We start from the raw sequence: 12,400 nt of genomic DNA on the forward strand, positions 1-12,400 counted from the left end.
GACCCGGGGCGATCATCGTGTGTCAGGCGGAGCCGTCGCTCTGCCACCGGTAGAACTGCTGCGCCATCGCGTCCTTCGGACCACGCCAGGTCTGCGGGTCGTAGGGGCTCACGAAGGCGGTGAGCCGGTCGCTGATGGCCTTGAACTCCGGGTGCTCCGTCACCTTGGCGATCTCCGGGCCCGGGGGCCTGTCCGATTCGATCAGGTGCAGATAGACGTCGCCGAACTGGAACAGCGTGCGCCGGTTGACTCCGACGAGGTGCGGGAGGTCGGTGTTGTCCGAGGCCTCGAAGAGCTTCGCGATGTCCGGCGCGGACTCGGGTGCCATCCGGGCGACGATCAGTGCGTGGTGCATCTGGCTGCCTTTCGGGGCATCAGTTGGCGGGGACCGAGGCGGAGCGGCGTTCCCGGTCCCGCTGCTCGATCTTGTCGCGGATGAGTTCCAGCTGGACGCGCGAGTTGCGGTTGATGTTGTCGGTCATCCACGCGTCGTCGACCGGTGCGTCGGGGCGCATCGCGAAGTCCTGGCGCCAGTGCATGCGCGTGCCGCCCGGGACCTCCGAGTACTCCCACCGGATGTCCATGTGCTGGAACGGGCCGGGCTCGACCCTCCGGGCGCGCACGTTGCGTCCCTGGCGGTCCGTGGTGCGCTCGGAGACCCAGCTCCAGACCTTGCCGTTGTCGTCGGGGTGCATGGTGAGACGGAAGGTCGTCTTCTGGCCCTCCCGCTTGATCACCTCGACGGCCGCGTACTCACTGAACAGCTGCGGCCAGTTCTCGAGATCGTTCGTCATGTCCCAGACGAGGTCCAGGGGGGCGGCGATGGTGATCTCGTTCTCGGTGTGTCCGGACACGTCAAACTCCTGTCACTGGGGTGTTGTTCACGAGGTCGAGGAACTCGCCCGGCGTCTTGCACCGGTCGGCGTCGGCCGGCAGGGGGCGGCCGTACCGGTTCTCGAGCGCGGCCACGATGCCGAGCAGGCCGAGCGAGTCCAGTCCGTACTCGTCGAAGGCCGAGCCGGGGCGGCCGGCCATCTCCGACGGGTCCACCGTGAGGCCGGCGCCGTTCTTCATGAGCGCGGCCAGTTCTTCGTACGTCAGTTGTTCGTTCATGAGGGACTGCTCCTTCTCACACTGGGGTGTCGGTGGGGCGCCGAAGCACCAGGGCCGCGTTCGAACCCATGAGTCCTCGGCTCAGCACGAGCGCCGTCCGCAGTTCCGCGGAGCGCGCGCGCCCGGTGACCACGTCGAGGTCGTGGCACACCTCGAAGACGTTGGGCGTCGGCGGGATCAGACCGTGTTCCATGGCGAGCACCGCGGCGGACGTGTCGAGCACGGGTGCGCCGCAGTACGCGCGGCCGGTTCCGGTCTTGGGCGCCGTCACCGGGACACGCCGTCCGTGCGGGCCCAGGGCGTCGGCGATGGCCAGGGCTTCGGCCCGGTCCGCCGAGGGCACGCCCATCGCGTCCGCGAAGACGACGTCGATCTCCTCCGGCGCGCAGTCCGCCTCGCGGAGCGCCCCTTCGATCGCCCGGGCGAGTCCCGCGCGGGACTCCTCCCATCGGGCCGCGCCGGTGAAGGTGGCGGCGTGACCGGCCAGTTCGGCCCGGATCCTCGCACCGCGTTCGCGGGCCGCCGTCTCCTCCTCGACCACCAGCATGGCGCCGCCCTCGGCCGGCACGAATCCGCAGGCGTCCGCGGTGAACGGCCGGTAGGCCCGGGTGGGTTCGTCGCAGAGGCTGAGGTCCTCGTAGCCGAGCTGGCAGACGACCGAGTACGGTGCGAGCGGCGCCTCGGCGGCGCCGACGACGACGGCGTCGGTGCCCCGCCGGATGGAACGCGCGGCGTGCATGAGCGCGTCCAGGCCACCGGCCTCGTCGCTGGCCACGACGGCGCACGGCCCCTTGAAGCCGCCCCGGATGGAGATCTGTCCCGTGCTGGCCGCGTAGAACCAGGCGATGGACTGGTAAGGGCCGACGAATCGGGAGCCCTCACCCCACAGCCTTTGCAGCTCACGCTGGCCGAACTCTCCGCCGCCGGATCCGGCAGCGGTGACCACGCCCACCTTGAACGGCGCGCCCTCGTAGTCCGCGCGTCCGAGCCGTGCGTCGTCCAGGGCGAGGTCGGCGGCCGCCATCGCGTAGTGCGTGAAGCGGTCGGTCTGGACCAGGAAGCGCTCCTCGATGAAGTCGACCGGGTCAAAGTCCCTGACCTCGCCCGCCACCCGCAGCGGGAGATTCTCGCAGCCCTCGCGGGACACGAGGTCGAGGACGCTGACCCCTTCCTGGGTCCGCTTCCAGAAGGCGCCGGCGCCGGTCCCGTTGGGGGCGACGACACCGATCCCCGTGATGACCGAGTTGCGGCGTGCTGGTGTTGCCGGGCCGTTCATGGAGTCCTCCCGCCTGATCGGGTCATGGCGACGGCGGACTGGAATCCGCCGAAGCCGCTGCCGACCGAGAGCACGCTGCGCAGCTTGAGGGGCCGTGCGGTGCGGGGTACGTAGTCGAGATCGCATTCGGGGTCGGCGGTCTCGTAGTTGGCCGTCGGCGGCACCGTCTGGTGCTTGAGGGCCAGGACGCACGCGGCTATCTCGATCGCTCCGATGGCGCCGAGGGAGTGGCCGACCATCGACTTGATCGAGCTCATCGGCACCTTGTACGCGTGTGCGCCCAGGGCCCGTTTCACCGCTGCCGTCTCGTGCCGGTCGTTCTGCTTGGTGCCCGAGCCGTGCGCGTTGACGTAGTCGACCTGCGATCCGTCGAGCCGAGCGTGCGCGAGGGCGGTGTTGATGGCCTCGGCCATCTCCAGACCTTCGGTGGTCAGCCCGGTCATGTGGTAGGCGTTGCCGAATGTGGCGTAGCCCGATATCTCGCAGTAGACGGTCGCGCCGCGGGCGCGGGCGTGCTCCAGATCCTCGAGTACGAGGACGGCGCCGCCCTCGCCCATGACGAAGCCGTCCCTGCGGGCGTCGAACGGCCTGGAGGCGTGCTCCGGGTCGTCGTTGTTCGCCGAGGTCGCCTTGATCGCGTCGAAGCAGGCCACCGTGATGGGGGTGATCGGCGTGTCGGACGCTCCGGCGACACAGATGTCCACCCGGCCTTCCTCGACGGAGTGGAAGGCGTACCCGATCGCGTCGAGTCCCGAGGTGCAGCCGGTCGAGACCGTCTGCACGGGCCCGTGCGCTCCGACCTCCTCAGCGACTGCCGAGGCGAGGGTGCTGGGCGCGAATGCCCGTTCGAGGTGGGCGCCCGCCGGCCGGTGGTCGACGTCCCAACGCGCACCGCTGCCGCTGACGGCGACGTAGTCGTGCTCCAGGCGGGTGGTGCCGCCGACCGCGGTCCCGAGGGAGACCCCGATACGCCAGGGGTCCTCCTTCTCGAGGTCGAGGCCGGCGTCGCCCAGCGCCTCCCTCGCCGCCACCAGGGCGAACTGGATGTACCGGTCCGAGCGGGCGATCAGGTCCGCGTCCAGGCCGTGGGCGACGGGATCGAAGTCGCACTCGGCGGCGATGCGCGAACGGAACTGCGCCGGGTCGAACAGTGTGATGCCGCGTGTAGCGGTACGGCCGTTGGCGAGCAGGTCCCAGAACGCAGGGGCTCCGATGCCACCGGGTGCGACGACGCCGACCCCGGTCACGGCCACGCGCCGCCGGGTCATGAGGCCGCCCCCGTTCGTTCTGGCGGCGCGTAGCCGTCGCTGGGGTCCGCGGTCTCCGTGACCTCGGTGTCCACGTGTCCGAGTTCGGGACGCGGGGCGAGCGGGCCGAGGTGGAAGACCATGCGCGCCTCCACGTCACCCACGTTGCGGAAGCGGTGACGGACGTGCGGCGGGATCAGCAGGCCCTGGTCGGGCCGCATCGGGTGCGATTCGCCGTCCAGGTCCACTTCGAGGAGTCCCTCCACGACGTACACGAATTCCTCGGAGTACGGGTGGTAGTGCTCGCCGATGCGGTCACCGGGGGCGACGATGGCCAGCCCCATGAAGCCGCTGGTGGCGCCCACCGCCGTGGGGGTGAGCAGGGCGCGCAGGTCGCCTCCGCGCCTGCGGTTGGGCTGAGTCTCGCTGAGGTCCACGATGCGAGGCCGGTGGGTGGTCATGGCTGTTCTCCTCCAGGCACGTTGTGCGGTGTGACGGCAGCAGGGGGTGACCCCGCTGCCGGTGACGCATCAGGACTCGGTGGCCCGACGGTCGGTGATCAGGTTCATCTCGGCCTGCGCGAGGAAGCGCGCGGCCTCCTGGTCGGTCGTCGGCATGCCGTTCGCACCGCCGTCGAGCAGCCGGCCCAGCATGGCCGCCTTGCGGTGGCCGCCGATGCCGAGCGCGTGCGTGGGCTGTGCGTCGAGCGGGCCGCTCACTTCGAGGAGCCGCACCACGATGTCGTCACGCTGGAAGATCGTGCTGCTCTCGATGGGACTCGACGCTTCGTTCGCCGCTTCCTCGTCCTGGCCGGCGAGCAGCCGGGCCAGTGCCATGCCGCAGCCTTCCTTGGCCTGGTAGAACAGCGAGTGCCGCTGGACGTCCTCGGGGGCGTGACGCCCAGCCGTCACGTGGTGGACGGTCGGGAGCGCGGCCCGGGTGAAGAACATCCGGGCGGAGTCGGGGTCGCTGAGGTCGCGGTCCTGCTCCAGGTACGGGTTGATGGCCTCTTCCACGGCCCTGACCTCCGGCTGACGGGAGACGTGGCGCAGAGCCGCCATGAGGTCGCCCTCGACCTCGACCGCTCGCACGACACGGTTTCCGTGCATGAAGAGCGAGGTACGGCGCAGCCGGGTGTTCTCGTCCACACGAGCCTGCGGGGAGTCGTAGTCCGCGAGGATCTTCGCGACCATCTCCTCCGTGCCCGGCTTCACCGTGAAGGTGAGTGCGTGGCGTACGACGCCGTCGCCCAGCCGCGGGGCGGACTGGAGGCGGCCCTTCGCCGGCTCGGGCGTGCCCTCGAACGCGACCCCGGTCTCCCGCAGAACGCTGAAGCGGAGGGAGCGCGTGTCGCGCACGCAGCTGTGCAGCGGCTGCACAGTCGCGACGTGCTCCTCGCTGTTCACCCAGGCGAGGAACGGCGGCGCGCTCTCCCACTCACTGGTGATGAGCCACTGCGAGGGGTTCTCGATGGACTGGCACAGCTGGTCGCTGATGTGTCCGGGGATCGAGGCCACCTGGTTGCGCATGTGCTCGTACGCCTCGAGGAACTGGTTCTGGGCGCCGTCGTGCAGGTCCAGCAGCAGTATGACCCGGAGCCTCGAACCGTCGAAGGCGGACTGAGATATCCGTTCCGAGAGGGTTGTCATCTTTCGCTCTCCTTCGAGAGGATGCGGCGGCCACGTCCCGTGACCCCTCGTCATCCGTCGGTTTCGGTGGAAGCGGCGCAGGTCCCTGCCCGCCGGCATGTGACGTCCGCCCCCGCATCGCGAGCTTCGCTCCCGCGACTGATCGTGGAACGCTGGTACGGGCGGCGCGAGATTTATGAACCGTTCAGGTGAGGAGTCGTCCGAAGCCCGGCCGAAGACCTCCTACAAGGGCATGGACACTGCATCCGTCACGCGTCCGAGCTGGAGCAACTGATGAACGAGAACGTCGACCTCCGCGTACCGGTCCTCATCGTGGGCGGGTCCCTGGTGGGCCTGTCCGCTTCCCTCTTCCTGAGCCGGCTCGGCGTCCGCCACCTGCTGGTGGAGAAACACAGCAGCACCTCGACCCACCCGCGGGGCCGCGGGAACAACGTCCGCACGATGGAGGTGTTCCGGACCGCGGGTGCGGATCAGCTGATCCGTGACGCCGCATCCGTGCTGGCGGACAATCACGGAATCCTCCAGGCCGGGTCGCTCACCGGAGACGACCAGGAGTGGCTGTTCAAGGAGATCGACCCGGGCGGCGGGCTCGCCAGGTTCAGCCCGAGCGGCTGGTGCCTGTGCAGCCAGAACGACCTGGAGCCCGTCCTCGTCGACTATGCGCGGGCGCAGGGCAGCGAGCTGCGGTTCTCCACCGAGCTGCTCACCTTCGAGCAGGACGCGGACGGGGTCACCGCCGTGGTGAAGGACCGGGAGACCGGGGAGCACACCACGGTGCACGCGGACTATCTCGTCGCGGCCGACGGGCCCCGCAGCCCGGTCCGGGAGCAGCTGGGCATCGGCCAGACGGGTCCGGGTGACCTCTTCCACAACGTGAGCATCACGTTCCGCTCCCGGCGGCTCGCCTCCGTGGTGGGCGACCGGCGCTTCATCGTCTGCTATCTGACCAACCCGGAGGCGGACGGGGCGCTGCTGCCCGTGGACAACGTCGAGCGGTGGGTGTTCCACGCGCCGTGGCAGCCGGACCGGGGCGAGACCCTGGAGGACTTCACCGACGAGCGGTGCGCGGAGCACATCCGCAAGGCGGTCGGAGCGCCGGACCTGGACGTGGAGATCACGGGCAAGGCCCCGTGGCACGCCGCCGAGCGGGTCGCCGAACGGTACGGTTCCGGCCGGGTCTTCCTGGCCGGCGACTCGGCGCACGAGATGTCCCCCACCGGGGCGTTCGGCTCCAACACCGGTATCCAGGACGCGCACAACCTGGCTTGGAAGCTGGCCGTGGTGCTCGACGAGGCGGCGGGACCGGGGCTCCTCCGTACGTACGAGGAGGAACGGCTGCCGGTGGCGCGGGCCACGAGCGCTCGCGCGTCGGCCCGTTCGGGAGAGCACAGTCACCCGGGATACGCCGGATCGCCCGGCCCGGGCGGCGGCCGCAAGGGCGGCATGCTCACGGTCGCGCTCGGATACCGCTATCTGCGGGGCGCCGTCCTGGGCGTCGACCCGAGCCTTCCGGTGGTGCCCGAGGGCATGGGCCTGACGGGCGAACCCGGAACACGGGCACCGCACATGTGGCTCGGCAGGGAGGGTGGGCGTGTGTCGACCCTGGATCTCTACGAGAAGTCGTTCGTGCTGCTGTGCGATGCCCGGTATACGGAGTGGCGTCCGGCGGCGGAGCAGGTGGCGAAGCGCCTGTCGGTCCCCCTGGAGGCCTTCGGGATCGGTTCCGTGCCGGGCGCGGACCTGGAGCCCGAGAACGGGGCGGACTGGGCGGCCGCCCACGGCACGTCGGCCGAAGGAACCGTTCTGGTGCGCCCCGACGGATTCGTGGCCTGGCGTTCCGAGGGTGCTGCGGCGGACCCGGAGGCGACGCTGTACGAGGTCATGATGACCCTGCTCCACCGCGACTGACGCGACGGGCGCGGCCGGCGGGCCCCGCGGGGCCCGTCAGCCGACTCCGAACGACCTGAGGGCGGCGAGGAATGCCTTCGGGTTGTCGGCGTGCACGAGGTGACCGGCGTCGACGGAGGTGAACTGCCCTCCGGGTATCTGCCGCGCCATCCACTCCAGCTGCTCCTGGTCGATGTGGCTGCGGGAGCCTCCGACAACGAGTGCGGGGGCGGTGATCTCGCCCAGGCACTCCCGTGCGGCCGGGTCCGGAGCGTTCAGCTGGGCGTCGATGGACGGGACGACCTGCCAGTCGAAGCCGAGCTCCCCCGGCGGCCGCTCGGCCGGCGGACGGGGCGGATCGAGCGGGAGCAGGGCCGGGGCGTCCTCGATGACCAGCGCCCCGACCAGCGCCGGATGCCGTTCGGCGAGCAGCAGGGCCGCCGCGCCGCCCATCGAGTGCCCGATCACCGTGGCGCCGGACAGGTTGCGGGCCTCCAGGAAGGCGTGCAGGTCGTCGCGGAAGAATTCGAAGGAGTAGCGGCCCGGCCAGTCGCTGAGGCCGTGACCCCGGAAATCGAGTGCGTACACCCGGTGGCGGGCCGCCAGCTCCTCGGCGATCCCTGTCCAGTCCAGGCTGCTCCCGCCCCGCCCGTGCGCGAGGACGACGGGCGGGGCGGAGGGATCGCCCCAGGTGCGGTACGCGAGCCGGATCCCTCCCGCCTGGACGCTGCTGACGCCGGGGTCGAGGAAGGCGGCGACGGCGCGGACGAAGGCACCGGGGCCGTCCAGCCAAGGAAAGTGGGCGGCGCCCCGCTGGACGACGAACTCCGCGTGCGGGAAGAGCGCGGCGAGTTCCGCCGCACGGTCGGGGCTGGGACCACCGTCGTACTCCCCCGCCAGGACGAGCACGGGCACCGGCAGCTCCCGCAGCGCTGCGATCGCGGCGGCGGTGTCGAGGCCGCCCTCCGGATAGTAGAGGGACCCGGCCAGGGCGTTCCGCTGCGCGGGGGATTCGGCGGCGTGCGCCTGGGCTGCGGCGTCCCAGCGCCCGTAGGTGAACGGCCGGATCCCGGCCCAGGCCTCGGGCGTGGCACGGCCGGCCTGGATCTCCTCCAGCGCGGCTCTGGCCTCGGCGTACCAGGGTTCATGGGCGCGCAGCGCCGCGGCGTCGCGCCGGTCCTGGTCGGTGGCGGGGAGGCCCAGGGTGCCTGTCGCGGGTGTGACGAGGGTGAGGGAACGCAGTCGCTGCGGGTACTTGGCCGCGTAGAGCGCCGCGAGTTCGCCTGCGGCGGAATGGCCCAGCACGTCGGCCCGTTCGAGGCCGAGGTGCGCGCGGAGCGCCTCGACGTCCTCGACGAGCCGGTCGATCCGGTAAGTCGACGGGTCCTGCGGTACAGCGGAGTCCCCGGTACCCCGCAGATCGAGCAGTACCAGCTGCCGCACTCGGGACAGGCCACCGAGGTCGCCGAAGTAACGGGCCGCCCGCATGGGGCCGCCGGGCAGGCAGATCAGCGGTTCCCCCTCGCCCACCAGGTGGTAGGCGAGTTCGGTTCCGTCGTACGTGCTGAAGATCGGCATAGCTGTCATCCAAACAGGGCGGGCGGCCCGTCGCGGGTGCGTACGCCCACAGCGAATCAGGTGACGGCGGTGTCTGCCAGGAGCTGGGCGGCCGCCCGCCCGGCATGATGCGCGGGCTCGGGCGTTCCGGAGACGGCCGCGGTGACGATCGCGCCCTCGGCGAGCAGTACGTACGCGAGGGCGGATTCCTCCGGCCGTCCCGCTGCCACGACCAGGCCGGTGACGTAGGCGCGGAAGGCGTCCTTGTGGAGGCGTGTGACGTCGGCCACGGAGGCATCCGTCGCGCCGAGCTCACCGAAGCTGTTGATGAAGGCGCAGCCGCGGAAGCCGGGCTCCGAGAACCAGGCGTGCAGCCAGTCGAAGACCGCCAGGACCCGGTCCTGCGGCGGTCCGGGGCGGCTGTCCACGTACGCGGCGAGCCGTGCGCGCCACCGGGTGTCCCGGGCTTCGAGGCATGCACGGACCAGTGCGGACTTGGAGGGGAAGAGCGCGTAGAGGCGCTTGAGTGAGACTCCGGAGGCGGCGCGGATCTCGTCCATTCCGACCGCCTGGATGCCGCGTGAGTAGAAGAGGTCCTCGGCCGCCTCCAGCGCCGCGGACCGCGCCCGTGCCGACTCCACCGAATTCCCCTTGCCGCCTCGTCCGCCCTTGCATGCCCTTCGCGCCCCGCATCCCTTGTGTGCTCGGCACACATTGCGCGAGAACGAGCGTTCTCATAGAGTACGGCACCTCGATGGAGAACGTACGTTCTCCATGCGCCGGAGGAGGCCGCCATGACCGCACAGCCGCTCGTTCCGCCGTTCACGCGGGAGACCGCGGTCGCGAAGGTCCGCCGGGCCGAGGACGCCTGGAACACCCGGGACCCGGAGAAGGTCGCGCTCGCCTACACACCGGACTCACGCTGGCGCAATCGCGCCGAGTGGGTGACCGGGCGGGAGGAGATCGTCGGCTTCCTGACGCGCAAGTGGGCCCGCGAGCTCGACTACCGCCTCGTCAAGGAACTGTGGGCGCACGACGGCAGCCGGATCGCCGTGCGCTTCGCCTACGAGTGGCACGACGACGGAGGCCGCTGGTACCGCTCCTACGGCAACGAGAACTGGGATTTCGACGGCAGCGGGCTCATGCGGGTGCGGCACGCGTCGATCAACGACGTACCGATCGAGGAGTCCGACCGCCGGCTCCACTGGCCGCTGGGGAGGCGGCCGGATCACCACCCCGGGCTCACCGGGCTGGGCTTCTGACCAGGAGTTGTCCACAGGCGACGCCTCCCCTCTTGCCAGAACCCCTCACCTCCTGAATTACTGCTCCCAGGAGGCGACCGAATGGTCGGTCGCCTGTCGGCGAGGGGATGATCCGTATGACCGTGCTGCTTGACGCCGGCGAGCGGCTCGGCCGCGACGAGCTCCAGTCCCTGCAGCTGGAGCGGCTCCGGGCCACGCTGCGGCACGCCTACGAGAACGTCGGCTTCTACCGCGCGGCCTTCGACAAGGCGGGGCTGCGCCCCGAGGACTGTCGTACGCTCGCCGACCTCTCCCGCTTCCCGTTCACCGTCAAGGCCGACCTGCGCGACAACTACCCGTTCGGGATGTTCGCCGTTCCCGAGGACCGGGTGCGGCGGATCCACGCGTCCAGCGGCACGACCGGCCGGCCCACGGTCGTCGGGTACACCGAGCGTGACCTGGACACCTGGGCGGACGTGGTCGCCCGCTCGATCAGGGCGGCGGGTGGCCGCCCGGGCCACAAGGTCCATGTGGCCTACGGATACGGGCTGTTCACCGGGGGGCTCGGGGCTCATTACGGCGCGGAACGCCTCGGCTGCACCGTCATTCCGGCGTCCGGGGGGATGACGGCGCGCCAGGTGCAGCTGATCCAGGACTTCCGGCCCGAGATCATCATGATCACGCCCTCGTACATGCTGACCCTTCTGGACGAATTCGAGCGCCAGGGAGTCGATCCCCGTACGACGTCGCTCAAGGTCGGCATCTTCGGCGCCGAGCCGTGGACCGAGCAGATGCGCGGCGAGATCGAGGCGCGGTTCGCCATCGACGCGGTCGACATATACGGGCTGTCGGAGGTGATGGGCCCGGGTGTCGCTCAGGAGTGCGTCGAGACCAAGGACGGGCTGCACATCTGGGAGGACCACTTCTACCCGGAGGTCGTCGACCCGTTCACCGGCGAGGTCCTGCCGGACGGGGAGGAGGGCGAGCTGGTCTTCACCTCGCTCACGAAGGAGGCCATGCCGGTGATCCGCTACCGGACCCGGGATCTGACGCGGCTCCTGCCGGGTACGGCACGCGCCTTCCGGCGGATGGAGAAGGTCACCGGGCGCAGTGACGACATGGTGATCCTGCGCGGGGTGAATCTCTTTCCCACCCAGATCGAGGAGATCGTGCTGCGGACCCCGGGGGTGGCTCCGCACTTCCAACTGCGGCTGACCCGGGAGGGGCGGCTGGACGCGCTGACCGTTCGGGCGGAGGCACGGGCCGACGCGACGACGACCGAGCGCGAGGCGGCCGCCCGGTCCATCGCGGCGGCGGTGAAGGACGGGGTCGGCGTGAGCGTCGGGGTCGAGATCGTCGATCCGGAGACACTGGAGCGGTCGGTCGGCAAGATCAGGCGGATCGTCGACATGAGGGAGGCCGGATGAGGCGCCGTCAGGTCACCGCGTGAGCCGACGTGATCAACGCGAGGCGGTCATGGCGGCGAAGACCACGACGTTGTCCTCGTAACCCGTCTTCTTGTCGTAGTCGCCCCCGCAGGTGATCACCCGCAGTTCGGGCCGTGCGGAAGGGCCGTAGACCTTCCGGTCGGGGAAGTTCTTCTTGTTGTAGACCTCGACGGCGTAGACCGTGAACACGGCGGTGCGCCCGTCGGCGCGGGCGATTTCGACGGTGGCGCCCTTGCGCACGGACCCCAGCTGGTGGAAGGCACCGGGCCCGACGCTGGTGTCCACATGCCCGGCCGTGACGGCGGTGCCCACGGCGCCCGGCACCGTACCGCCGGCGTACCAGCCGGTGAGTACGGGGTTGTTGTCGGGCGGAGGCTCCAGGGCCCCCGCCGCGTTCAGAGCGAGCTTCATCATGGGCGCGTCCACCTTCAGAGCCGGGATCCGCAGCCGGAGCGGGGTCGAGGGCGGGAGCGGCTTCACGGAGGGGAGCCGGGTGGAGCCGCTGCGACTGGGGGCCGGACTCGCGGAAACCGGACCTGACCGGCCGTGAACCACCGCGCTTGCCGGCGCGGGGCCGGCCGGCAGGGCGCGCAGCGGGGCCGGCCGGACGGGCGACCGGGGCAGAGGGGCCGGGAGCACGGAGGGGTGGCGCATGTACGAGAGCGGTTCGGGCGCGGGACGTTCAGGGGCAAGGTAGGCGAGAGCCTGGGCAGGCCTCGTGGGATCGGGGGTGGGCGCTGCCGGGGCGGCCGGCGGCGCGGGGGCGGGAGCGGCGGTCCCGGTCGCCGAAGGCTGTGGTGGCCCGTCGTCACGCATCCCGCTGATCACCAGCGCCGCGCCGACCACCAGCGCCCAGACGAGGTGCTTGACCCTCGGGAACGACTGGGCCGACGTGCTGGTCGTGTGCCCGGTTTCCATCACATGTGCCTCTGCTTCGCGGCGGGTGGGGGTGGGCGTCCGCGGGCCCGGACCGGTACGGCCG

At 70.9% G+C, this 12,400-nt stretch carries 13 protein-coding genes; 3 read left to right on the forward strand and 10 right to left on the reverse strand.

Annotated elements, in window-relative coordinates:
- Nucleotides 1-22: 22 nt before the first annotated feature.
- The 7 genes from ACFWFI_RS33030 to ACFWFI_RS33060 form a co-directional block, all read right to left on the reverse strand.
- Complete coding sequence (locus ACFWFI_RS33030) at nt 23-355, reverse strand: TcmI family type II polyketide cyclase (protein ID WP_383116319.1); 333 nt, start codon at nt 353-355, stop codon at nt 23-25.
- Nucleotides 356-374: 19 nt separating this feature from the next.
- Nucleotides 375-854 carry an SRPBCC family protein gene (locus tag ACFWFI_RS33035; protein ID WP_250290496.1) on the reverse strand — a complete coding sequence of 160 codons (480 nt, stop codon included), beginning with the start codon at nt 852-854 and terminating at the stop codon, nt 375-377.
- Between the two features lies 1 nt (nt 855).
- Entirely contained in the window at nt 856-1,113 is a 258-nt protein-coding gene (locus tag ACFWFI_RS33040) for an acyl carrier protein (protein WP_387397470.1), read from the reverse strand.
- A gap of 16 nt (nt 1,114-1,129) precedes the next feature.
- The gene (locus ACFWFI_RS33045) at nt 1,130-2,389 is read right to left on the reverse strand and encodes a ketosynthase chain-length factor (RefSeq protein WP_387397474.1); all 1,260 of its coding nucleotides are present in this window, start codon (nt 2,387-2,389) and stop codon (nt 1,130-1,132) included.
- Entirely contained in the window at nt 2,386-3,657 is a 1,272-nt protein-coding gene (locus tag ACFWFI_RS33050) for a beta-ketoacyl-[acyl-carrier-protein] synthase family protein (protein WP_387397477.1), read from the reverse strand. The genes ACFWFI_RS33045 and ACFWFI_RS33050 overlap by 4 nt, the downstream gene beginning before the upstream one ends.
- Entirely contained in the window at nt 3,654-4,097 is a 444-nt protein-coding gene (locus ACFWFI_RS33055; RefSeq protein WP_387397480.1) for a cupin domain-containing protein, read from the reverse strand. Before ACFWFI_RS33055 ends, ACFWFI_RS33050 begins: the two co-directional genes overlap by 4 nt.
- Before the next feature lie 69 nt (nt 4,098-4,166).
- Nucleotides 4,167-5,285, reverse strand: a complete 1,119-nt coding sequence (locus tag ACFWFI_RS33060) for a TcmI family type II polyketide cyclase (protein ID WP_387397483.1) — start codon at nt 5,283-5,285, stop codon at nt 4,167-4,169.
- A gap of 273 nt (nt 5,286-5,558) precedes the next feature.
- Here ACFWFI_RS33060 and ACFWFI_RS33065 point away from each other — a divergent pair, with 273 nt between their 5' ends.
- Nucleotides 5,559-7,193 carry an FAD-dependent oxidoreductase gene (locus tag ACFWFI_RS33065; protein WP_387397486.1) on the forward strand — a complete coding sequence of 545 codons (1,635 nt, stop codon included), beginning with the start codon at nt 5,559-5,561 and terminating at the stop codon, nt 7,191-7,193.
- A gap of 36 nt (nt 7,194-7,229) precedes the next feature.
- Here the strand turns inward: ACFWFI_RS33065 and ACFWFI_RS33070 are convergent, their stop codons facing one another.
- Both ACFWFI_RS33070 and ACFWFI_RS33075 read right to left on the reverse strand, forming a co-directional pair.
- On the reverse strand, nt 7,230-8,750 hold the full coding sequence (locus tag ACFWFI_RS33070) for an alpha/beta fold hydrolase (protein WP_387397489.1): 1,521 nt from the start codon (nt 8,748-8,750) through the stop codon (nt 7,230-7,232).
- Nucleotides 8,751-8,806: 56 nt separating this feature from the next.
- Complete coding sequence (locus ACFWFI_RS33075; protein WP_387397492.1) at nt 8,807-9,370, reverse strand: TetR/AcrR family transcriptional regulator; 564 nt, start codon at nt 9,368-9,370, stop codon at nt 8,807-8,809.
- A 153-nt stretch (nt 9,371-9,523) separates the two neighbouring features.
- Between ACFWFI_RS33075 and ACFWFI_RS33080 the strand changes: the two genes are divergently transcribed.
- Together ACFWFI_RS33080 and paaK are read left to right on the forward strand one after the other, a co-directional pair.
- Complete coding sequence (locus ACFWFI_RS33080; protein ID WP_387397495.1) at nt 9,524-9,991, forward strand: nuclear transport factor 2 family protein; 468 nt, start codon at nt 9,524-9,526, stop codon at nt 9,989-9,991.
- Nucleotides 9,992-10,107: 116 nt separating this feature from the next.
- Nucleotides 10,108-11,397 (forward strand): phenylacetate--CoA ligase PaaK, encoded by a 1,290-nt coding sequence (gene paaK, locus ACFWFI_RS33085; protein ID WP_387397498.1) that lies wholly within the window; start codon nt 10,108-10,110, stop codon nt 11,395-11,397.
- A gap of 33 nt (nt 11,398-11,430) precedes the next feature.
- Here the strand turns inward: paaK and ACFWFI_RS33090 are convergent.
- Nucleotides 11,431-12,400 (reverse strand): class F sortase (locus tag ACFWFI_RS33090; RefSeq protein WP_387397501.1); only part of this gene is annotated, 970 nt, incomplete at its 5' end.

The sequence above is a fragment of the Streptomyces sp. NPDC060209 genome, assembly GCF_042728155.1.
GTDB lineage: Bacteria > Actinomycetota > Actinomycetes > Streptomycetales > Streptomycetaceae > Streptomyces.

Bases quoted from the DNA above. Each gene is read 5' to 3' on its own strand.
- ACFWFI_RS33030 (WP_383116319.1), bottom strand. From the start codon at position 355: ATGCACCACGCACTGATCGTCGCCCGGATGGCACCCGAGTCCGCGCCG.
- ACFWFI_RS33040 (WP_387397470.1), bottom strand. From the start codon at position 1,113: ATGAACGAACAACTGACGTACGAAGAACTGGCCGCGCTCATGAAGAAC.
- ACFWFI_RS33045 (WP_387397474.1), bottom strand. From the start codon at position 2,389: ATGAACGGCCCGGCAACACCAGCACGCCGCAACTCGGTCATCACGGGG.
- ACFWFI_RS33050 (WP_387397477.1), bottom strand. From the start codon at position 3,657: ATGACCCGGCGGCGCGTGGCCGTGACCGGGGTCGGCGTCGTCGCACCC.
- ACFWFI_RS33055 (WP_387397480.1), bottom strand. From the start codon at position 4,097: ATGACCACCCACCGGCCTCGCATCGTGGACCTCAGCGAGACTCAGCCC.
- ACFWFI_RS33060 (WP_387397483.1), bottom strand. From the start codon at position 5,285: ATGACAACCCTCTCGGAACGGATATCTCAGTCCGCCTTCGACGGTTCG.
- ACFWFI_RS33065 (WP_387397486.1), top strand. From the start codon at position 5,559: ATGAACGAGAACGTCGACCTCCGCGTACCGGTCCTCATCGTGGGCGGG.
- ACFWFI_RS33070 (WP_387397489.1), bottom strand. From the start codon at position 8,750: ATGCCGATCTTCAGCACGTACGACGGAACCGAACTCGCCTACCACCTG.
- ACFWFI_RS33080 (WP_387397495.1), top strand. From the start codon at position 9,524: ATGACCGCACAGCCGCTCGTTCCGCCGTTCACGCGGGAGACCGCGGTC.
- paaK (WP_387397498.1), top strand. From the start codon at position 10,108: ATGACCGTGCTGCTTGACGCCGGCGAGCGGCTCGGCCGCGACGAGCTC.